Source organism: Caryophanon latum, from assembly GCF_001700325.1.
Lineage (GTDB): Bacteria > Bacillota > Bacilli > Bacillales_A > Planococcaceae > Caryophanon > Caryophanon latum.
Map to the genome: position 1 here is coordinate 1 of NZ_MATO01000036.1, position 21,602 is coordinate 21,602.

At 41.1% G+C, this 21,602-nt stretch carries 17 protein-coding genes, 1 CRISPR repeat array and 1 riboswitch; of the genes, 6 read left to right on the top strand and 11 right to left on the bottom strand.

Annotated elements, in window-relative coordinates; translation table 11 throughout:
• Positions 1–212 precede the first annotated feature (212 nt).
• Positions 213–1,498: direct repeats of the CRISPR family, unit length 36 nt; unit sequence GTTTTACTACTCTCTAAAATTACACTGGTCTAAAAC.
• Positions 1,499–1,603: 105 nt separating this feature from the next.
• Entirely contained in the window at positions 1,604–2,485 is an 882-nt protein-coding gene (locus A6K76_RS09765) for an HNH endonuclease (protein WP_066464574.1), read from the bottom strand.
• A gap of 128 nt (positions 2,486–2,613) precedes the next feature.
• Between A6K76_RS09765 and A6K76_RS09770 the strand changes: the two genes are divergently transcribed.
• The 3 genes from A6K76_RS09770 to A6K76_RS09780 are packed head-to-tail and all read left to right on the top strand — an operon-like array spanning position 2,614 to position 3,717.
• Entirely contained in the window at positions 2,614–2,814 is a 201-nt protein-coding gene (locus A6K76_RS09770) for a hypothetical protein (RefSeq protein WP_066464575.1), read from the top strand.
• A 14-nt stretch (positions 2,815–2,828) separates the two neighbouring features.
• Positions 2,829–3,479, top strand: a complete 651-nt coding sequence (locus A6K76_RS09775; protein ID WP_066464577.1) for a hypothetical protein — start codon at positions 2,829–2,831, stop codon at positions 3,477–3,479.
• A 4-nt stretch (positions 3,480–3,483) separates the two neighbouring features.
• A complete protein-coding gene (locus A6K76_RS09780; protein WP_066464578.1) occupies positions 3,484–3,717 on the top strand; it encodes a hypothetical protein in 234 nt (77 codons plus the stop codon).
• A gap of 37 nt (positions 3,718–3,754) precedes the next feature.
• Here A6K76_RS09780 and A6K76_RS09785 read toward each other — a convergent pair whose 3' ends face one another.
• The 6 genes from A6K76_RS09785 to A6K76_RS09810 all read right to left on the bottom strand — a co-directional run bounded on the left by A6K76_RS09785 (position 3,755) and on the right by A6K76_RS09810 (position 13,864).
• Entirely contained in the window at positions 3,755–5,215 is a 1,461-nt protein-coding gene (locus A6K76_RS09785) for a methyl-accepting chemotaxis protein (RefSeq protein ID WP_066464580.1), read from the bottom strand.
• Between the two features lie 499 nt (positions 5,216–5,714).
• Complete coding sequence (locus A6K76_RS09790) at positions 5,715–7,076, bottom strand: protein NO VEIN domain-containing protein (protein ID WP_066464582.1); 1,362 nt, start codon at positions 7,074–7,076, stop codon at positions 5,715–5,717.
• Positions 7,077–7,203: 127 nt separating this feature from the next.
• The gene (thiT, locus tag A6K76_RS09795; RefSeq protein WP_066464584.1) at positions 7,204–7,782 is read right to left on the bottom strand and encodes an energy-coupled thiamine transporter ThiT; all 579 of its coding nucleotides are present in this window, start codon (positions 7,780–7,782) and stop codon (positions 7,204–7,206) included.
• An 89-nt stretch (positions 7,783–7,871) separates the two neighbouring features.
• Positions 7,872–7,978, bottom strand: a riboswitch (TPP riboswitch).
• A 220-nt stretch (positions 7,979–8,198) separates the two neighbouring features.
• A complete protein-coding gene (locus A6K76_RS09800; RefSeq protein ID WP_066464586.1) occupies positions 8,199–10,187 on the bottom strand; it encodes a methyl-accepting chemotaxis protein in 1,989 nt (662 codons plus the stop codon).
• An 877-nt stretch (positions 10,188–11,064) separates the two neighbouring features.
• A complete protein-coding gene (locus A6K76_RS09805; RefSeq protein ID WP_066464587.1) occupies positions 11,065–12,750 on the bottom strand; it encodes a methyl-accepting chemotaxis protein in 1,686 nt (561 codons plus the stop codon).
• A gap of 601 nt (positions 12,751–13,351) precedes the next feature.
• Complete coding sequence (locus A6K76_RS09810; protein ID WP_066464588.1) at positions 13,352–13,864, bottom strand: GNAT family N-acetyltransferase; 513 nt, start codon at positions 13,862–13,864, stop codon at positions 13,352–13,354.
• Positions 13,865–14,033: 169 nt separating this feature from the next.
• Here A6K76_RS09810 and A6K76_RS09815 point away from each other — a divergent pair, with 169 nt between their 5' ends.
• A complete protein-coding gene (locus tag A6K76_RS09815; RefSeq protein WP_066464589.1) occupies positions 14,034–14,516 on the top strand; it encodes a hypothetical protein in 483 nt (160 codons plus the stop codon).
• Between the two features lie 100 nt (positions 14,517–14,616).
• Here A6K76_RS09815 and A6K76_RS09820 read toward each other — a convergent pair whose 3' ends face one another.
• Complete coding sequence (locus A6K76_RS09820) at positions 14,617–15,219, bottom strand: LysE/ArgO family amino acid transporter (RefSeq protein WP_066464591.1); 603 nt, start codon at positions 15,217–15,219, stop codon at positions 14,617–14,619.
• A gap of 98 nt (positions 15,220–15,317) precedes the next feature.
• Here A6K76_RS09820 and A6K76_RS09825 point away from each other — a divergent pair, with 98 nt between their 5' ends.
• Positions 15,318–16,727, top strand: a complete 1,410-nt coding sequence (locus A6K76_RS09825) for an aminotransferase-like domain-containing protein (protein ID WP_066464593.1) — start codon at positions 15,318–15,320, stop codon at positions 16,725–16,727.
• A gap of 193 nt (positions 16,728–16,920) precedes the next feature.
• Entirely contained in the window at positions 16,921–18,609 is a 1,689-nt protein-coding gene (locus tag A6K76_RS09830) for a methyl-accepting chemotaxis protein (RefSeq protein WP_066464594.1), read from the top strand.
• Between the two features lie 78 nt (positions 18,610–18,687).
• Here A6K76_RS09830 and A6K76_RS09835 read toward each other — a convergent pair whose 3' ends face one another.
• The 3 genes from A6K76_RS09835 to A6K76_RS09845 form a co-directional block, all read right to left on the bottom strand.
• Positions 18,688–19,671, bottom strand: a complete 984-nt coding sequence (locus A6K76_RS09835; RefSeq protein ID WP_066464596.1) for a helix-turn-helix transcriptional regulator — start codon at positions 19,669–19,671, stop codon at positions 18,688–18,690.
• 165 nt (positions 19,672–19,836) lie between these two features.
• Positions 19,837–20,829, bottom strand: coding sequence for a lysozyme inhibitor LprI family protein (locus A6K76_RS17050; protein ID WP_066464598.1), 993 nt, complete (start codon positions 20,827–20,829; stop codon positions 19,837–19,839).
• A gap of 443 nt (positions 20,830–21,272) precedes the next feature.
• Positions 21,273–21,566 (bottom strand): hypothetical protein, encoded by a 294-nt coding sequence (locus tag A6K76_RS09845; protein ID WP_066464600.1) that lies wholly within the window; start codon positions 21,564–21,566, stop codon positions 21,273–21,275.
• Positions 21,567–21,602 lie beyond the last annotated feature (36 nt).

The following is a 21,602-nucleotide window of genomic DNA, read 5'->3' on the forward strand; positions in this document are numbered from 1 at the left end:
AGATTCCGCGTCACCACGGACACCCTTGCTCTTGGCTAACCTCTACTTCAGCCTTCGGGGCTCGGGACTAACACCCTAAAGATTATGCGCATGCTGGGCGCACAATAAAAAACGCGCAGAGATAGCTCTGCACGTTACATAAAAGTTACTAATGATTTGTTAAAATTGCACTGGTCTAAAACCAGAAGAAATCGCGGCGCACAACCAAGAGCGTTTTACTACTCTCTAAAATTACACTGGTCTAAAACTCGTCATCCGATTGCCCGTAAGACGTCAGCGTTTTACTACTCTCTAAAATTACACTGGTCTAAAACCGCTTGCTTCATTGCTGCGCTGATGTATTGGTTTTACTACTCTCTAAAATTACACTGGTCTAAAACTGCCGCCTGTTGTTTTCTTCTTTGGTGCTTGTTTTACTACTCTCTAAAATTACACTGGTCTAAAACAGCCATGTGTGTAGCGGCACGGCGCGGATGGTTTTACTACTCTCTAAAATTACACTGGTCTAAAACTCACTCGTTGCACTAGCTACTGTTTTACTTGTTTTACTACTCTCTAAAATTACACTGGTCTAAAACACAAGCGTTAAGTAGTCCTCTGTGTTGATGGTTTTACTACTCTCTAAAATTACACTGGTCTAAAACCCGATTAATGCTTCAGCCGGGTATTCCCCCGTTTTACTACTCTCTAAAATTACACTGGTCTAAAACATTCAAAGTACCGCGCAAAATCTTCTGCGCGTTTTACTACTCTCTAAAATTACACTGGTCTAAAACGTTTGTTGATAACGGTCATAGCCGTCGATTAGTTTTACTACTCTCTAAAATTACACTGGTCTAAAACCAATTTTCACTGCAGCATGTCCATCAACGGGTTTTACTACTCTCTAAAATTACACTGGTCTAAAACTGCGCAACGTCAATCTGGATTGCACGGATAAGTTTTACTACTCTCTAAAATTACACTGGTCTAAAACTTACAGATTCTCTGCGATACCGCCCATCCGTTTTACTACTCTCTAAAATTACACTGGTCTAAAACTCATTCGGCTTTGCGCGCACGGCAGACGAGGTTTTACTACTCTCTAAAATTACACTGGTCTAAAACTCAATCGCGCTCTTCGCCTCTTGTTGCGTTTTACTACTCTCTAAAATTACACTGGTCTAAAACTTGTGTCCAAGCACTCGTCGGCATCTTCATGTTTTACTACTCTCTAAAATTACACTGGTCTAAAACGGAGCGCCGGAAGCTGAGAAGTTTAGAGCGTTTTACTACTCTCTAAAATTACACTGGTCTAAAACTGCTCATTCCCTCCGCTTCTCATTTTTCCGGTTTTACTACTCTCTAAAATTACACTGGTCTAAAACTCGATTGTACGATTGCCTGGCACGTACTTAGTTTTACTACTCTCTAAAATTACACTGGTCTAAAACTTGGCGGTTGCGTCATGTGTTATATGTTAGTTTTACTACTCTCTAAAATTACACTGGTCTAAAACCTCAAATTTTAGAGAGCCTTCATTACAAAATACTTTTATATCTTTTCACTGGTACATTCATTATACATGAAAGTCCACTTCTGTCACATGCTCTTTTAATGTATTTTATCTCGCCTCACTGCCGCCGCCCCAAATGAAGCGTCCGCCTGTATGTGCTGTGTCGTTATGTGTTTGTGCATCAACTAGCTGTAAATGCCCTGGCTGCTCGTGATGATGCCATGTGTAGCCTGCTGGTGTTTCGTTATGAAGCAATGCGCTCACTTCGTCGTCCGATAAGCCGAGTGATAGTTGGAGCGCTGCGTCGTGCTGAATCGCATCGTACAGCTGAGCGTTCGCCATTTTTTCATGCGCACTGTCCGATAACTCATAATCGCTCGGTGCTAGCTGTGCGCTAAAGTCGCTTTCAAATACAGGGTACACACCTGAAATCGTTTCGCCCGCATATTGAATTTCGGTACGTTCAAACGGCACGCTCGTCTCTGGGTGCACGTCGCCTTCGTAATGATCGTTCAATGACTCTGCGTATACGACGTCGCCACCGTCAATGAAATCTACAACACCGACTGCTGCTACGGCAACGATCGCAATTTGTGAGCCTTTCCATAAGCCAGCGCGCATGCGGTCGTAATCTTGCGTAGCGATGCCAGCTGTCGTTTCGTAGGCGCTCGTCGTAACACCTTGAACGAGTGATACGATTGATTTGCCGACCGTTCTCGCGCTATCTTTTACGTCGTCTAACCCATCATCGCGCATACATTCGTCCTTTTCGATGCTGCCGCGCGTCGTTTTATACGCCCCTTCTGCTAATGTCGAAAGCAACTCCACACTTTTGCCCGATGCTTGTCCGACGCCTTTCGTTGCTTCGCGCACCCATTGCCCTGTTTTTTCGTTGCCACGCATTTCTAGCTGATCACCGATAAAGTCCCCGGCACCGCTTGATGCTTTCGCAATTGCTTCGCTTGCCACTTGCCCTAACATTTTCAACATTCATATTCCTCCTTTACATTTATTGTATATAATAAACATCGTATTGCCTATCCTTTTATTTTTCCGAATATATAAAATGTTTTGTGCTATACTAAATACATTGATTTTTTTCGAGGGGAGAATTTTGTATGCGCATACAAATTTTAGATGCACTACTTGATACAGTCATGGAGAAGGCGAAAGTCGCACCGCATGTCGTTGGGCCGTTCATTGGCGAATATTTAAAAATTTTAATGACGGAGCGTTTTTCAGACGAGGAAATTACGTATTTTAAACAAAAGGCAGCGGTTATTTTACATACGTATACTACGCCGCAACTACTACATTAAATGAGGTGTCACATTTGAAATTACATATGTACGCGCTCGGTGGGGCATTGCTGCTTGCAGGCTGTGCCGACAAACCGGCGCCTGCTCAACCGATCGCAGTTGAAACGATCGAACCGCTCACGCTGACGCCGATTCACGTTGCGCCAGAACAAAAAGCGACGTATTACGCACAATATGAAGAAATTATCGAACGCATTAACGGCATCGGCTATGATGTCGAGCTACAGCTACAGCCGCTTGCAAAATTTACCGACAACGATTGGCTCAGCGTCGAACAATTTGAGCAGATTGCGTCAGCCCGTGCGAAAGCGAAAATGGTCGTGCAAACAAATGACGAACCGGTAAGCCCTGCACTTGTACCAAAATTTGTGACGCTGCAATCCAACACGTTCTCAGCCGACATTCGCTTTGAAGGTGCATTCAACACACAACTAAGCGAGAACACCGAAGCAGGTCGTCAGCTATTTGACGCATTTTATTCGATTACATCAGCGGCAGTAAACGAGCATGCGACGTGGACACAGCTCGGCTTTGATGCGACATTAAGCGCTGACAAAACGACGTACACCGTTTCTGTCGGCGGCACGTATAGCGAATATGGCATTTCGTCCTCACACATTATCGAAATTCCGTTCGTATGCGATGAAGTTGGCGGCATTTCCTAAAAGCATGATTGTGGAATTTGAAAGCTACGTACAAGACGTTCAATGTTTTGGGAAAGCGCATTCCGTATTACAACTGCGCCAAATGTATAAGCAAGCAAAGCGATACGCAAGCGATGAACCGATACCGATTGTTTTTTGTCGGCTATATTCATTCGAGTTACTGCCATACGACGCCGAGCTGCACGTCGATGTCATCATTGACTGCGATACAGATTACATATATGTACCGAAACGATAAAGCAGCCCCCACTTCATTGCAATGTGGAGGCTATTTTTTATGTCATAATCGACTGCGCTTCATCGTACGTTGCGCGAATCGTCGCAGTTGACGTGTGCTGCGTCGCAATCATTTGCTCAAGCGTGGCAGACATCGTCGTTAAAATCGCACTGCTGTTTTCAAACAACGTCGAGAAAGCTTCGGAGCGTGCATAAATATCCGCCGCATTCGTTTCAATTTGCGTCGTATCTGCAGCGAATGCTTGTAGCTCGCGCGTAAAGCGTTCCATCATGACAAACAGCGTCTCAAACGTCTCCGCTGTTTTGTCGGTCGTCTCCACTTGTGTATGCACCGTATCGACCCCGCCGTGAAGCTTCGTACGTGCCGTTTCGTTATACACATTGACCTCGTCTAAATTCGTATTAATTTTAAGCAACGTCTCGTCTGTCATATGCGCCAGCTTTCGAATTTCCTCTGCCACGACCGAAAAGCCTTTTCCTGCATCGCCTGCACGAGCCGCTTCGATCGACGCATTAAGTGCAAGCAAATTCGTTTGATCGGTAATTTCTTTAATCGAGTTTGCGAGCGTATTCGTCTCCGTAATTTTCGTCGACAAATTATCAAACGTGCGTCGTAAATCATCAAAAAACTCACGGAAATGGTCAATTTGCGCTTTCATTTGCTGCATGACGTCCTTGCCATCTGCCGCCGTTTTCCCCGCATCATTCGCACTCGCAACAACGCGCTCCAACTTTTCCATCATCGCTGTAATACGCTCTTGCGTCGATTGCGTGCTTTCAACAACGCCTGTAATATGTGCCGACTGTGTGCGCGCATCGTGCTGAACGTCCGCCATTGCCTGCATCATATGTTGTTGCGCATGTAGCGTATGATCGTTTTCTTGTTTCACATCTTGCAAATTCGTTGTAATCGCCATGACCGCTTGCTCGAGCTTCACATTTTGAGCTGACTGTGTTTCTACCACCTGCGCCATTTGCTCGTACGCATCAGCCGTTCGACGAAATAGCTCGTTCGCAAATTTAATTTGGAAATGAATGCACACAATCGCAAGTGTCGCAAGCAAGTACGCATTTTCAAGCCGCGCAACAATCGTTCCCGTTCCTTCAAGCTGAATCCACGCAAGTGACCCGAACGTTAGCACCGACGTATATAACAGCACGCGCTGACGGTTCGATAAACTGGCGATAAACAAATAGAAAAATGGCAAAATGAGCGTCCCTGCTTCCACAAGCCCAGACAAAATCGACCCTGCCGTCACGAAAAAAAGCGTCGTCACCATCACAAACGCAAACGCTTGCTGCATCTTTTCATTGCGCCTTTGCAATAAAAACGCAACTGTCAAAATAACCGACGACAGCGCAATCGATGGCACAACATACCCTGGCGTTTGAATGAGTAAATTCACAATTAACCCTAACAAAAACGTAATCATCAATACTGTATAGCCGACCCGATTTTTCCTTTGTACGTCCAACTTGTACAACTCTTGAAAATGCATGCGATCATCCTCCTACGTATCGTTGTCGAAACTGACTACTTTTCCCTTACCCTCTCAGCACGCATTTACACGACATTTATCGTATTTATCATATAAAACACATAAATAGTAGTCTTTTGTCACAGCATAATGAAATAGATATAGCGTAATACGTCACAAAAAAACGAAGCACGGTGGATATGTGCTTCGCTTAATCATTACATTGGCAGTTCGTATGTTGCGGCGCGCGTTCCAGAGGCTCAGCTCAAGCCCATCACTGTCAACTTTAGCGACAACTCGATAAATATCGTATGATGTATACACTGAACTTCATACGGTAGCCGTTCTTTTGTTTCGGCGGACGCTTTTCGCGGGCACGGCCTCAACTAATTTTTGACGGACAAGCCGCCAAAAATGGATTTTCGGCTCGTGCTATTCCCGCAGAAGTCGCCGCCTACACGTCAGAACGGTACATTCCTCATATCTTGTCATATATATACTCTATCAGATTTTTTATATTTTATTCTAAAATACTTATCTTCCAACTTTGCGCAACTTTGCAATAAACCAAATCATCTAAAATGTTGTCTATCTTAGTAACAATTGGCTGATCTGATAATATATTTTTAATAAAACAAACTTGATATTTTCCACCATCTTTTAATATTCTTTCTGCTGTTTCTAACTCATTTTTTGATATGTAAAATTCATCATCTAATGAAGTAGTAGCTTTAACTTCTATAAATAATTTGGTTCCATCTTTCTCATAAGATAAAATATCGTATCCATTTTTTGGATTTCTCGCCGGGCTTTTATCAATCAAATTAGCATATTTAGTGTCTATTAATCTAGAATATTCTAGGTTGTAAACGAACTCTTCTCCTAATTTTCCTATCTCTTCAAAAATGGCATTCAACCTTTGAAAATCTATCCCATTTTCAATTAACTTTTTCTTGTTCTTTTCAAAGTTCTCTTTATTACGCAAATTTCTTTCTTGATTATTTACCTTTTCAATAGGACTGTTACTTAATTCTTGATAAGAATAAGCATATTTCAAGTAATCTCCACAAGCTTTACAAACTAGCTTTTCTTCAATAGCACACCAGTTGTTTAAATTTGAAGTATACTCTTCTTGACAATTTGGACAGCAAATCGTATTTACTATTTTAGTATTGCGAATAATGGTGGGAATCAAATTCTTTTCTATATTCAACTGATTCCCTAGTGACTTTAAGATACCACTTAAATTTGTAAAGCCATCGTTTTTCGTATTACTTAGTAGTTCAGGTAACTCTTCAACATCTTTTGGAAGATCAATAGTTTTTCCAGCAATATTTAATTGTCCATTGCTAAAATCTTGGCTCTTTATATCTAATATTTGTTGATTTTTAAAATCATAGAACCTAATTAAATGCCAAAGAAACTTCTTTTTCAAAGAATCCAAATCATTTTGAGAAGACAAATAGAATTCTTCAATATTCAATAGTTCCTCAAAATTTAATGCATTTAATTTTTCTGACCCTTCCGTAACTTTAATTCTATCCTTATTTTTAGCTCTACTAGCAAAATGTTCTTTTACCTTTTCTAACGCGAATATATGATTAAATTCCTCATGTTTTAAAATTCCTTTTAAAAATAAAAACTTAAATAACGTAGAAGCATAATTTTTAACATCTTCACTAATATTTTTCTTATTCTGTATAGATTCATAATCTCTGTAATCGAACTCAACAAACGGTTTGTTCAGTGTTCGCAATACATGTGTATTCAATTTACTATAAACCTGCTTATAAGAGTCTTTCGAATAAAATGCCGAAATGAAACGTTTAAAAAATTGATCATTACTCAAAGTCATTAGCTCTTCTTTAGAAATTTCTAACATCTAATTCCTCCTTTCATAAATATTTTAATGTAAATTTATTTTCATTACAATTTATAACAGTTAATAACTCATCACTGTAAACTAACGGTAACCTATAGATATTGATTAAAATTAAAAACTCCCTCATTTACGACATTGCCATTGCATGTTTACTACGCTGCACAAGCTTTGGCGCGGCAAGTAGCAGCATATTAAAGCAGACAACGCATACAATCGTCGTCGGAATGATCGGTGTTGCGTTGTACACAATCGAGTAAATCCAAACGTTTTGCCCGTTCGCATACATGCCGAAAAAAATAACGCCTGACACGACATGAACGATAAATTTGCAAAAGCACACAAATATCATGGCGGTCGCGACCGTTAGCTGCATGCGTCGCTTCTTTTTCGTGCGCAGCGCCTCATGAATCGGTTTGTTACAAAGCGCAATGAGTCCGATGACGATGTTCGCTAAACAATGGTCTAAAAACACTTGTGCCCAGTGATACACCGTCACGCCCGTTGCGACATCGACTAAGCCAACGAGCAGCCCCGTCGTACAGCCTGCAACGAAACCCCAGCGAACGGCGATGAGCGCAATCGGAATGATCGCTAAACTCACGCCGCCTCCTTGTGGCATAAAATCAATCGTTAGTTTGTCGAGTATACTCGCCATGCTTGCAAACAGCGCCATTTCAATGTACATCGATAATTTTGTTTGTCGCATGTTTTCCTCTCCTTTCTCGTATTCACGAAAGAAAGAAGGATAGAACGCAAAAAAATCGACACCAGGACAGAGCCTGACGTCGAATTGAAGTCGGTTTCTATCCACATCCCTACGCAAGTACTAACTTACAGGTTCAAAGAGTCAGTGCAATCGTGCACAATCTCAGCCGACGATTTCGGCCCCTCCTGTGGTTCAATATTGGTTTAACCTTTTTCATCTTAACAAATAATTCAAAAAATTCAAACACTTTTTTGAAAACGATTTAGCGTCGTAAATAAGAAAAAGGTTGGAACAAAAAAGCGTTACCGGAAAAAACTTTTCCGATAACGCTTTTCTGCTGTTCGACTTCGCCCTGTTATGCGCTCCGTCATCAAATTCTCGCTCTGAATATTAGAACATTCAAACTCGTTTCGTCGTTATTTTAGCTTGTAATGCCCTGTAATGTCTTGCAGCTCGGACGATACGTCAAACAGTGTTTCCACTTCGGCGTTCATCGTCTTCATGCTGTCTACTTGCTCTGTTACGTATTTCGCAACGCTTTCCACACGAGCAGTCGTTTGCTTCGATAACAGTGAAACGTCCTCGAATGCGGTCGCAATTTCTTGCGTGCTAACAGACATATCTTGTGTCGTTTTTGATACAATTTCAACTTCGTCTGCGATGTATTGAATGTCGCCTACGATGCCGTCAAACGATTCGTGCGCTTTACTTGCGACCGTTAAACCTTCATCTAGCACTGTAGCTGTTGAAGAAATCGCTTCCACAATTTGTCCTGTTTCGTGCTGCACATCGGATACAACGTGGGCGATGCGCTCTGCTGCTACTTTTGATTCTTCCGCAAGCTTACGTACTTCATCAGCTACGACCGCAAAGCCTTTGCCAGCCTCGCCTGAACGTGCTGCTTCGATCGACGCATTTAATGCAAGTAAGTTCGTTTGATTCGAAATGCCTGAAATGACGCTCGTAAACTCACCAATTTTACTTGATAGCTGCACGAGCTCGTTCGTACGCTCAACTGACGTGCGTGATTCCTCATGTAAATGCTCAAGCGTTTTAATTAAATCGTTCATAACAGTCGAGCCTGTTAATGCGCGGTCTTCCATCGTGTTCGTTTGCTGTGAAATATCACGAATCGATTCGGTTACACCTTGAATGTTACGTGCAAGCTCCTCCATTGCAAGTGAGCTCGCTTCAATATTGTCTAGCTGTACGTGCGAATCGTTCGCAACACCTTTTGATTGCTGCTCAATGTCGTGTGATGCATCGGTTGTTGCAACAGATAGCTGTTGAATATGCTTTGACGTTTCGTGAACTGTTTGCGCACGCTCCTTCAGCTCAATCATAATGTCTTGGAAGTTGTCCATTACGGCGTTTGATGCAGCAACAAGCTCACCAATTTCATCGTTAGCGCGAATGACGATACGCTTCGTTAAATCGGCATCTCCTGAGCTAATGTCCGTCAATGAATCTCTCACGCGCGTAATGCGGCGAATTTGCCATGAAATGACGCGGTCTGCAATAAGGACAACGAGTGCCACGGCGATAATACTTGCGATAATGGTCGCCTTCGTAATCATCGTTAATACGTCATTTGATAGCGTAATTGCTAACGTATTACCATCTGACAGCGGCATGAAATAATTCATGACACGCTCGCCATTTAATGTACCTTTTTCTGACGTCGTTTCGCTTACTGCTAGCTGATCCTTGCTGTACGTGCGCTCATCGTCATTTGTACTCGCTAGCACCTCGCCTTCCTTCGTCACAACAGCGGCATATAGTACGGTATCATTTAAATGCTGTTGTAGCTGCGTCATGTAAAACTCTTTACCGATTTGCGCCTCTAAGTCTAAAAGCTTTTGACCGTGGCGTGCTACTTGAATAATTTTAGGACTTGCTGGATTCCATGAGCCAGTTCCTACAAACTTATAAAATTCACCATCAATATCACGTACTTGTGCAGGTTGCGTCACTGCGATGTTTGGGTTTTCGAGCAACTGCATATATTCTTGTGCTTGTCCTTCAGGGTCAGAGCCAAAGTTAAAATCAATTTTCGGTGCAATCGACGTGAGTGTCGTATTTCCTAATGCGTCGGTGCTCCAAATTTCATCAATATTGCCGCGCTCTGCTAGTTGCTTTAAGTCCTCATGTGTAACACCGTTTTCAAGCGTCCATGAAATTAAAACCGATTGTGCAATCATTTCATTTTCCATAATGTCCTCGGCAACTTCACGAGACAATGTCGCGCCTTCTAGACCGAGCTTAACCGATTCAACAAGCGCCTCCCCTTGCTCATGAATGCTGCGCTCGGTCACATCATGTATGTATAATGCAAAACAACTAATTACTAACACAACTGCCATCAAAATTGGTACAATCATTTTCCACTTCATCGATTGAAACATTCTCCACATTCCCCCAAAACGTATTGACCTATCGTAACACTTACGTTCGAAAACCCTTTTATCGAACATGAGTGGCAAAACAACATACGCTCATATGTAAATTATCCAAATATTTAGACTCATGACCTTATTCCTATAATATATGATTTAACAAATATTTTCACCTATATTTTTTAGAAAATTCATACAAACATTTAATGTAACTTACATTAGCGTGAAAAAAATTGCTTTATTAAGGTAAATTAGCGTAAAAAATATCCAGTTCAAAAAGTCATTATAACACGAGCTGTTCTCGATGGGGTCTCACCGCACGCGCCCTGCTATGACAAAATCGCTTTGATCTCATGAAACAATCGATTCCGCTCTATAAAAGTGGCGAATCCACACAGCTGTTATACATAGTCATAAATGCATTATTTACATCATTTTTTCAACAGCATATTTCCTCAAAAAAAAAAACCGTATGAGCGCTTAATTTAAAGGCTCACACGGCAATTTTATAATTATTATATTAAGCATGTTAGTCGGCGAGTGCTGAACACATATTGCGACCTGTATTTTTAACAGTCAGCAGCGAACACAATGTTCATTATGCATCACGAGCTTTCCTAAAAAACAATCGTCGCACATACTCAACTACATGTTATCTAGTTGACACATAGAAAAAGTGTGCAAGGTGCTAATTAATATCAAGCGTGTTGATTAGCCATTAAACTGGCATTTTGCGTATGGCGGCTCCATGCCACTATCATGCTGTATTCATTTCAGTTTTGCTGCTGAAAACAACCAATTCAGCTGTTTAAAAGTGGCGAATCAACAGACCTGATAAAAAAACATTCATTTCACTATGTGCAAAGTGCTAATCAATATACATGTATTATACTTTGAATCGATTTAACTGCTCTTGTACAGTTAAAGCACCTTCTGTTAACGTTTTGGCAACACCGTTAATTTCACTCATCGTCGCTACTTGTTCCTCTGAAGCTGCAGCAATTAATGCTGATTCCTTTGATGCATGTTTTGCTGACTCTGACATTTCCGATACAGAAGCAGCAACTTCCTCTGTACCTGCTGTCATTTCTTCTGCAGAAGCGGACACGTCTTGAATGTCCTTCGCCATATCTAATACCGATTCAACGATTTGCGTAAACGAGTGCTGCGCGTTTTCTACGTACGCCACACCTTCATCAATATTTCCAACTGTAATATTAACGCTTTCTTCAACAGCTTTCGTATCTTTTTGAATAAGTGACGTTAACTCAACAATTTGTGTTGCGGATTGCTTCGATTGCTCAGCAAGTTTACGCACTTCATCGGCTACTACTGCGAAGCCTTTACCATGCTCGCCTGCACGCGCTGCTTCAATTGCGGCATTTAATGCAAGTAAGTTCGTTTGATCTGTAATGTCTGTAATTACTTTTGTAATGTTTTCAATTTCAGCTGATTGCTCGCTTAATTGTTGAATGCGCTCTTTCGTTTCATACGATGATTTTTGAATGACGCTCATTTGCTCCTTCGTCGTTTGAAGTGTTTTACCACCTTCAGATGCCATCACTTCCATTGATGATGCACGCTCGTTTAACATTTGGGCTGATTCAGCAATGCGTCCAACACCTTTTGCACTTTCATCTGTTGCTGCTGCACAATCTTCACCCATTTTTGCCGCTTGAACGCTATTTTCTGCAATGATATCGATACGTGTCGTAATATCCTTCGTCATTTCCACCACTTCATCCGTACTTGCTGAAAGCTGCTCGCTCGCTGCTGTTGTGCTCGACACGTTTGCTAGCACATCTGTAATAACTTGATGTAAATTATTTTTCATCATGTTGAACGATTGTGCTAATTCATGTAGCTCGTCTTTCGTCGTCACTTTAATATCATCAATACGTAAGTCACCGTCTGCAATAATTTGTGCTGACGTCGTTAAATGACGCAGTGGCTTCGTAATGCCGTTAATAATCGTATACATTAAATAAAGCGCGATAATTGTACCGGTTACAGATAAGCCTATTAACAACATTTTACTCGTTGATACACTATCTGTCGTATCCGCACTCGTACCGTTCATTTCATTCGTTTGGTATGCAACGATGCTATTAATCGATTGCTGAATTGATGTATAGATTGGGAATGCCGTTTCGAATAAAACACGCTCGGCCTGCTGCTCATTTTTTTGATCTGCCAACGTCATAATATCTTCTGCATACTTCATGTATTGAGTGTGGTTCGTCTTAATATTTTCGATCTCTATAATCATTTCTTGCACGGTAAACATCGGTTCGATTTGCTCAATTGTCTCTGCAATCACTTTGTTTTGTTCTTCAATAATGCTCGCATCTGCTGCATCTTGTCGTAATAAGTATGAACGTAATGCTAAGCCTTGCATCGAAATTGCATTTTGAATTTTCGTTGACTCCATCACTTTATGCGCACGGTCTTCTAATAAAAACGTATAATCTTCGTCGACCTTTGATAACTGGATAATGGAGAAAATCGCTAAGCCGATGAGCAACAATATGACACTACTAAAGCTTACAAGTAACTTCTGTTTAATTGACATCTTTTTCATTCTCCTTTTTTTAAGTTTAATATACTTTTTAAGCACTTATACGAATAAAACGTACTATTTAAAATGACCGAGCACGCGGCAAAACTCCAGATGGAACAACTCGTACCTTAAAATGATTCATCCGTGAGAAACAAAACGACAAGAATGATTAAGGAATCCATCAGGAAATATTTTCTGCCTTAACTAATCGCAGCTGCATTACGACAATTGCAATTTTGCTAGCTATTCAATATACGTAATATTCTTTAACTTTTACATTTATAGTTTTACCATATTTTTTTGGCTATTTTAATACAATTTTATGAACTGCTTCTATTTGTATAGTTTTTTTCGCTTTTTTTCATTGCCTCTAAATACAATTAAGTCTATTTTACGACAACTTTCAAACTATATATGTATAAGTTGTATTGATTTTATTTTACTTGTTTAAAGGTATTATTTTACAATTAGTTCATTTGAAATGATATTTTCGCTCTGTACGAAGAATATTCAAACTGAAACCTAAAAAAAATGCTTTATTATAGTATTAAATATACGTAAAAAGAATCAAAAAACACCGCCATTGTAGAATTAATCTAAAATGGCGATGTTTTTATTGTTCTGTTGGCTCAATTGGCCCTTGTAAGTCGAGCTGATAAAATGCTAAGTCGAGCCATGATTCAAATTTATAACCAGCATTTTTAATAGTACCGCTATGTGTAAAGCCAAATTTTTTATGCAATGCAATACTTTTGACATTTGCTGCATCAATGCCTGCAACTAACGTCTTCACGTCATGAGCTTCCGCTGCCTCAATGATCGCACGCAATAGCTGAGAGCCAATTCCTTTTTTACGATATGTGCCGTCTACATAAATCGAATGTTCTGCACTATACTTATACGCCGGCCATGCACGAAACGGTCCGAACGTCGCAAAACCAGCTACTTTTTCATTTACATCAAACACAAGCACTGGAAAGCCGTCTTTTTGTTTTTGAGCAAACCATTCTTTACGCTGCGCCATCGTCTGCGCTTCATACGCATACACAGCTGTCGTACGCAAAATCGCATCGTTATAAATATGTAAAATACTTTCTAAATCTTGCTCTGTCGCTTGTCGAATCATCTGGTGCCTCTTTTCTACATGTAGTGCTATAAGCATAAAAGATTTTTTGCGGTTTGTAAAATTGTTTTTTTACGATTATCTTCCTATTAAATAGATGACAAATAATACTACCTGTTACGTAAAAATTACGGTACACTAAACAAAAAGCATCATACAAAGGAGCTTGTATATGAAAAAACGTTGGTCTACGATTGTGTTAAGTGCATTTATGTTGTCTGGCTGTATTGCAGGTGGTGGCGAGCCGTACGACGACCGAGAATCGAATTACGCCCCGAGCATTACGCTCAATGAAGTCGTCACACAAAATGACCAATATACGCTCGTTGTCGAAAAGATTGTGCGCAAATCACATGACGATGTCGGCAATATGGTCGAAGTGCTGTTTCAATATGACAATGAAACAGATGAAACGCTCTATTTAACTGCACAGACTGTTCGCTTTGATGAAGTCGACGTCAATATTGGTACGATGGCATTTTTTGAAGAGCTGGCGCCAAAAAGTAGCGGCACTGTCACAGCGTATTTTCAAGATATTGAAGAACAAAATTTGTTAATCCCACCACTGACGCACTCATTGTTTATGAACGTCGAGCTAGTCGAGCAACAATCGGTAGACGTACGCGCTACGTATGATGTCGATGTCACGTTTTAACGACAACTAGATAATCGCACCGTACGTTAATTACTTATAAAAAACACGGAATTCAAAGTGAATGACACTGAATTTCCGTGTTTTTTTAGTTTTTCAGCAGTTAAAAAAGCCCGATTGCTAAGTACAACGCCATTCCGACGATAAATAGCGCAGAGCATTTATTAATACGCACGAGTACAGTTTGTGCATGGCGTAGCGTTTTTAAATACGAGCCTGCAAGCATGAGCGCAAAAAACCATATCCATGAAACGATGATGCAGGCAGTCGCAAATAAAAATAGCTTTGTGCCATCGTAAGCGAGCGCGCTCGTTCCGATTACACCGACAATATCAAGCAGCGCGTGCGGATTCAAAATAGATACAGACGCTGCAAACATTATTTGTTTTTTCGTCGATAACGCTTCCTCATTCATATTCATCGAAGGAGTCGCATGCCAAATCGAGTACGCCATATATAGCAAAAAGAAAATGCCGACGCTCATGACGACCGTACGTAGCGTCTCGTGCTGCAACAGTATGAACGATAAGCCGAAAATCGCAATTAATATGAGCAGCGTATCACATGCGGCAGCGGTCACAACTGCTGGTATTGCTTTTCTTCTCGTATGCTGTGTTGCGCCTTGTGTAAAAATAAAAACATTTTGTACACCTAAAGGCAAAATTAAACCGAATGCTAAAATAATGCCGTGTAAAATTACGTCCATCGTGTTCACTCCATTTCCTTTTTCACTGTACGCTACGTTATACTGAAAGAAAACAGCCAATTGGATCGTTTTTTACCCAACCAATGAAAGGAGCTACTATGCACTGGCAACCAACGAAGCAACATCATATATCGCTGCATACACAAATTGTTGAATGGATTGCAACACGTATTGCGAGCGGTGACTTTCCTATAGGCATGCAGCTACCGACGCAGCGTGCACTTGCGATGCAGTTTAACGTAAACCGCAGCACGATTACGAGCGCTCTTGATGAACTAAAGGCACGTGGTTTACTCGAAGCATACGTCGGTCGCGGCACATTTGTTACAGCAAGTCCTTGGCATACGTTATTGCCAACACCGAACTGGCAACAGCACATTAACGACAGCATTCACAAACCGAATATCGATACGATTCAGCTCATTAACGATTACGAACCAAACGAACAAATGATTCGGCTCGGAACAGGTGAGCTTGCTCCGTCACTTTTGCCGCGCACCGCATTGCAGCAATCATTAGCTTCAATTACGCTTGATGAAAAGCTGCTCAATTATTGCGAGCCTCAAGGTAGCATCGCACTTCGACAAGCGATTTGTGCACATGTGGAAAAACGCGGCATTATTACAACACCACGTAACATTTTAGTCGTTTCAGGCGCACTGCAAGCGTTACAACTGATCGCACTTGGATTGTTACAACGCGGCTCTATCATTTTCCAACCGTCTGCTTCGTATTTGAACTCGATTCACCCGTTTCAATCAGCTGGCATGTATATGCGCACACTCGACGATGTAACCACCCTTACTTCGCTTCCACATGCGGCACAAAGCTTATATTATGCGATGCCAACGTTACATAATCCGAGTGGCTACACATGGACAGATGAGGAGCGCAAAACATATTACACGGTTTGCCAAAAGCTTGCCTTGCCAATATTAGAAGACGATGTGTACGGCGAGCTATCGTTTCAACCGACACAACCGTTAAAAGCAATCGACACGACTGGACATGTGCTGTATGTCGGTAGCGTATCGAAAACGCTTAGCCCTGGACTACGCATCGGCTGGATCATTGCACCAGAGGCGGTCATTACGCGGCTTGCTGACGTGAAAATGCAAACGGATTACGGCTCTAGCACCTTATCTCAACAACTCGTCACACACTGGCTAACGAGCGGCAAATACGATGCGCACGTCGCAACGTTAAAAGAGACGTTACATGTACGCGCTCAATTTTTACATGCGCTTTTACTTCATCATTTTCAGGATCTAGCATCGTGGGAACAATCGACAGGTGGCTTTTACATTTGGGTTCGTTTTCATGAGCCTGTCATTCAAAAATCATTATTTCTATCGTTGCTACAGCAAAATATTCTGATTCACCCTGGCTATATGTATGAGCTAAACGATTTTCATCACATTCGTTTATCGTATGCGTACGCCTCATTCGATGATTTAACGACTGGCATCGAGCAGCTCGCAAAAGCAATTAAAAGGCGTACGTATTAACGGCGCCTTTTCCTCACATATTGACGTCGTGTCCTTCATTATTTCAACAACTCTCATTTTCCAACTTATATTTATTTTTTCTTTTATATGGTAAAATCTAACTAGACGTTCTGTAAATGCGACATTTTCATCCTTAACATGTACGTGAGCGTTTGTAGTTCGTTAATTTATTGACTAGAGAGAAGGAACATAAATGAAGTTAAGGACGAAATTCAACTTGTTAATGAGTGCTGTCATTTTGTTTATTTTATTTGTTGTCACAGCAACCTCTAAACATTTAATAGAAGATCAAATGATAGAAATGTATACAGAAGATGTAACAATTGCGTCAAAGCTCGGTAAAGAGTGGCTTACACTTACTTATCCTGGTGAATGGTCATTACAAAACGGAGAGCTATTTAAAGGTGACATGAAGGTAAACGGCAACTATGAATTTGTCGATGAACTTAGTGCTATTACAGGTGGTGTTGCGACGATATTTCAAGGTAATACGCGCGTTTCAACGAATATTACCGATGAAAATGGCAATCGCACAGTTGGCACGGCGGTGTCACCTGCTGTAGAGGAAATTGTGCTTAACGAAGGAAAAGGCTATATTGGCGAAGCGGACATTTTAGGCTCCCCGTACGTCACAAGCTATGATCCGATTCGTGATGCAGATGGTAAAGTTATCGGTATTTGGTTTGTCGGCTATCCAACTGCGGCCATTCAAGATACCGTTTACACATTAATGACGACGATTACACTCATCATTTTAATTATTGGTGGCATCGCAACGATCATTAGCTTCCTGTTCACAAATCGCATTACGCAACCAATTAAACAAGTAAATGATCAGCTCATCGACATTGCGGACGGTGAAGGTGATTTAACGAAGGAAATTATTATCCATTCAAATGATGAAATTGCCAAGCTCGCCCAGTCATTTAACAAAATGCTTGCATCATTGCGCGACATGCTTAGTCAAGTGCAAGCAACATCGAATCACGTCGCTACCTCATCTGAACAGCTGCACGCTAGCTCCGACGAAACGGTACAGGCGACAAATCAAATTGTTGATGCGATTCAAGACGTTGCTAGCTCAATTGAACAGCAGGAAAAAAATACAGTCGATAGCGCCGCGGCCATTCAAGAAATTACTGCCAGCGTACAGCAAGTTGCTTCGTCGATCCACGAAGTTGCTCAAACAGCCCAGCAAACGTCCGAACAAGCAAATGTTGGACAAACATATGTCACAAGCATGGTCGATCAAATGTCGACCATTCATCACGCATCGACTGAAACAATTGCAATGATGCGTAGTTTAGAAAAGCGCTCAGCAGAAATCGGCAACATCGTCAGCGTCATTACCGATATTGCCGACCAAACGAATTTACTTGCACTAAACGCCTCAATTGAAGCAGCACGGGCCGGCACACACGGAAAAGGGTTCCAAGTTGTCGCTGAGGAAGTTCGCAAGCTTGCCGATCAGTCGCTTGCATCTGTCCATCAAATCGTCGAAAACATTCAGCACATTCAGCAAGACATTACACTCGCTGTGAACATGACGATTACTGGCAGTGAAGTATCCAAACACGGTCTCGAAGTCGCACAACAAACAGGCAAATCGTTTATAAATATTTTATCGTCGATTGGCAACGTCAGCTCACAAACAGAAGGCTTATCAACCATTACTGAACAAATTTCCGCTAGCTTAGCACAAGTAAATGATGCAAGCGTACAAATTGCCCATTACGCACAAACGAACGCACATCATACGACGGAAATTGCGGCCTCATCGCAGGAGCAAATTGCGACAGTTGAGCAAGTACATAGTGCCGCAAGCGATTTAGCTAAATCTGCCGAGCAGCTAAAATTATTAATCGAAAAGTTTAAGCTTTAAAACTTCTTAGTAGCAACTAATGTTGATGTCAATTTCATTGTTAAAGGGAAGCAAGTATAACGCTTGCTTCCCTTTTCGCTACTCGTATAGCTTTTTACTTTCGCCAAGCGCATGAACGAGCTCTTCTCGCAAACTCGGTGGGTATGTAATCTCTAAATCGGCGCCTTGACTAAGCAGCCATATTTTAATGCCATTTCCGAACACCTCTGCTTCAAAAAACGTATAGCCATCTTCTTTCTTCAAAATGCGCGCAGTCGGCAAACGATCCATCACAGCTTGTGGCGAACGTCCGTTAAATTTAAAGCGCACCGTCGTCAGCTCGCCTGGATACATAAATTGCACACGTTTACGAAACTCCCCTTCTTGAAAACGCATATTTTCAGGAATGACGAATCGCTCATGCGTATCTTCAAAATGCTCGATACGATCGACGCGAAAAATGATTGGATACGCTACTTTTGCTGTATAACCAATTATGTAAAAATAAAACTCTGAAAAAATAATGCCGACTGGTTTCACAATGTGCAGCTTCGTATGCGCGTCCATTTCTCGCTTATAATATAGCTCAATGACATGCTTCTCTTGAATGACCGTCGATAGTTGCCATAGTAGCTCAATTAAACTTTTTTGGTGCTGTAGCTCGACATACAAATGCTTTTCGTTTAGCATCATTTTTTGAATAATAGCGGCATCTTCTTTTTTCGTTAACGCCGTCAGCTTATCGATTAAATCATGCATTTCTGCTTTACGGAACGCGCGTGAATCGATTAGTACTTTCAACACGGCGAAAATTTCCTCATTCGTTAACCAATTGCGTGTCGGTTGCTTCAATATGTAACCGCGCTGCTGTCGATCATAATCAACATATTCTCCGATTTTTTCCGTTTCTAAAAAGCCACGAATTGATTGTAAATCCCGTTGAATCGTTTTGTCACTCACATTAAAGCGTGCCATTTCCTCTTTTTTTACGATGCACTCGCCACTTTTTAATCGATCATACATCGATAAAATACGGTACATTTGCTTTTCTTCAGGTTCTTTTGCTTTATTTTTTTTACCCATACTTAACTCCTTTATATCGTTCGCCTTGCCTTTATACTACACACCTACATAGGACGTAATATGACCAAAACAATCTTTATCCAAACAATTCCCAAAAAAATGTACAAAAAAAGCTATCCAACGAAACGTCGGGTAGCTTCCTTCATTATTGTATTCACGATATGATTAATATGCAAAATACATATCGATGAGCTCAAGCGTACGATCCATCGTAAATTCAAATAAAAATTCAGCCTTTCCCCACACACCAATTTCTTGTGCTTTTTCATCTAAATCTTTATCCCGCTCTTTAATCCATGCCCGTTGCTCAATTCGTAAATTTTCCATATCTTCAGCCGAAAGTTTTTCTTTTAATAATCCATATATACGATTTAACTCATAATCCATCGCATCATACGCTTCATATACACCTAATTTATAATTGTCATGCTCTGATGCAGCACCATATAAATCGATTGCATATTGAACGGACGCTAAATACTCCGCTTTTTTACTTTGCACCGTCGATGGAGCACCGATTACTTCTACATTTTCAATTTGTGTAATGACATATGTATTCACTTGTCGTTCAAACGTATACTTGCGTGTCCGTTCCTTTAGCTCTGACGCACCGTCGCTCTCAAGCTCAAATATTTCATTCGCTGTAACAATTGCTACATTATCATTTATATGCTCTGTTTCGGTCGTATTCGTTAAAAATGTATAGTAATCTCCTGTAGGCACTTGTTCTACGAAGTCACGATAGCTCTCTTTAATATTCGTACCGTCTTTAAAATATTGTTCGACATATGAAAAATCACGCATATTTAACGCATCGTTATAATTAAGACGAAACTCCTCATATACATCCTCAACCGATTGTGACGCTTCTTCTTGCACGCCACCACCTGCATTCGCTTGCATATCTTTTATCGGCGTAGCATTTTCACTTAACTGAATTTGATCGACGCCATTTTCATCCGTTGAATATTGCTGAAGCTCCTCAATGCTTTCTAATTCTGCTTCCACCGTTTCTTCTTCATATGTGCCTTGCTCGATATTTTCATCAATTCGCTGTCCAATAATCCATAATGGTGCACTTGCTAACGTAACGACAACAACTGTACTCCATGCTATTTTTTTCCATGGACCATTAGTCGATGAGTCGTTTTCTGTCAACGACTCACCGACTAAAGATGCCCCACACTCTCCACAAAATTTCATCTTTTTCCGGTTTTTTGCTCGACATTTATTGCAATACATATTCACCACGTCCTTTCCATTCGTTCTAGCTTAATATTACATCCTTTATTATACATTAAATCCATAACATAGGTTCATCACCGTAAGCTGGGGTTGACGCATAAAGGTTGCTTGAAACGAGAGGCGGACTCCTGCGGGAAAAGCGCGAGCCTCGAGACCCCGCAGTCGTGAGGCACGAACGACGAGGAGGCTTGAGCCGCGCCCGCGGAAAGCCTGCCTCGACGTGGAAAGCAACCCCAAGTTATGGTGAAGATCCATAACATAGATTTATATACAACAAAAAAGATCGTGCTTGCACTATAGCAAACACGACCTTTTAAACATTAATGTTGACGTCAAATACGATATGGACTTGAACGTTATCGTTGCATGCACGGTAACGTTGAAATGTCGTAGTACAATGACAATGCCTGTAAACATTGCTGCTCCAGCTCATCAATCGATAGAAGTGGGCTCATTAATACGGGATACGCTTTATTTAGTTCAAAAATAACGCGGCGTCCGTAGCGCTCATCTTTCCCTAAATCAGGGCGATCGAGAATGCGTGCCTTTAACACATCGCCAATTTGAAGTCGCTCAATGACCGTTAAAATGTTGACGACAAAATCGCTATTTCGGAAAATCGCATATTTAATAATGTAGTTGAAAATCACTAGCGTCGCATAAATGTTAACCGAATTTTAAATTTA

What these genes read in the sequence shown, in the direction of transcription:
- A6K76_RS09765 (WP_066464574.1), bottom strand. Translation starts at nt 2,485, where the DNA reads ATGTTGAAAATGTTAGGGCAAGTGGCAAGCGAAGCAATTGCGAAAGCA.
- A6K76_RS09770 (WP_066464575.1), top strand. Translation starts at nt 2,614, where the DNA reads ATGCGCATACAAATTTTAGATGCACTACTTGATACAGTCATGGAGAAG.
- A6K76_RS09780 (WP_066464578.1), top strand. Translation starts at nt 3,484, where the DNA reads ATGATTGTGGAATTTGAAAGCTACGTACAAGACGTTCAATGTTTTGGG.
- A6K76_RS09785 (WP_066464580.1), bottom strand. Translation starts at nt 5,215, where the DNA reads ATGCATTTTCAAGAGTTGTACAAGTTGGACGTACAAAGGAAAAATCGG.
- A6K76_RS09790 (WP_066464582.1), bottom strand. Translation starts at nt 7,076, where the DNA reads ATGTTAGAAATTTCTAAAGAAGAGCTAATGACTTTGAGTAATGATCAA.
- thiT (WP_066464584.1), bottom strand. Translation starts at nt 7,782, where the DNA reads ATGCGACAAACAAAATTATCGATGTACATTGAAATGGCGCTGTTTGCA.
- A6K76_RS09800 (WP_066464586.1), bottom strand. Translation starts at nt 10,187, where the DNA reads ATGTTTCAATCGATGAAGTGGAAAATGATTGTACCAATTTTGATGGCA.
- A6K76_RS09805 (WP_066464587.1), bottom strand. Translation starts at nt 12,750, where the DNA reads ATGTCAATTAAACAGAAGTTACTTGTAAGCTTTAGTAGTGTCATATTG.
- A6K76_RS09810 (WP_066464588.1), bottom strand. Translation starts at nt 13,864, where the DNA reads ATGATTCGACAAGCGACAGAGCAAGATTTAGAAAGTATTTTACATATT.
- A6K76_RS09815 (WP_066464589.1), top strand. Translation starts at nt 14,034, where the DNA reads ATGAAAAAACGTTGGTCTACGATTGTGTTAAGTGCATTTATGTTGTCT.
- A6K76_RS09820 (WP_066464591.1), bottom strand. Translation starts at nt 15,219, where the DNA reads ATGGACGTAATTTTACACGGCATTATTTTAGCATTCGGTTTAATTTTG.
- A6K76_RS09825 (WP_066464593.1), top strand. Translation starts at nt 15,318, where the DNA reads ATGCACTGGCAACCAACGAAGCAACATCATATATCGCTGCATACACAA.
- A6K76_RS09830 (WP_066464594.1), top strand. Translation starts at nt 16,921, where the DNA reads ATGAAGTTAAGGACGAAATTCAACTTGTTAATGAGTGCTGTCATTTTG.
- A6K76_RS09835 (WP_066464596.1), bottom strand. Translation starts at nt 19,671, where the DNA reads ATGGGTAAAAAAAATAAAGCAAAAGAACCTGAAGAAAAGCAAATGTAC.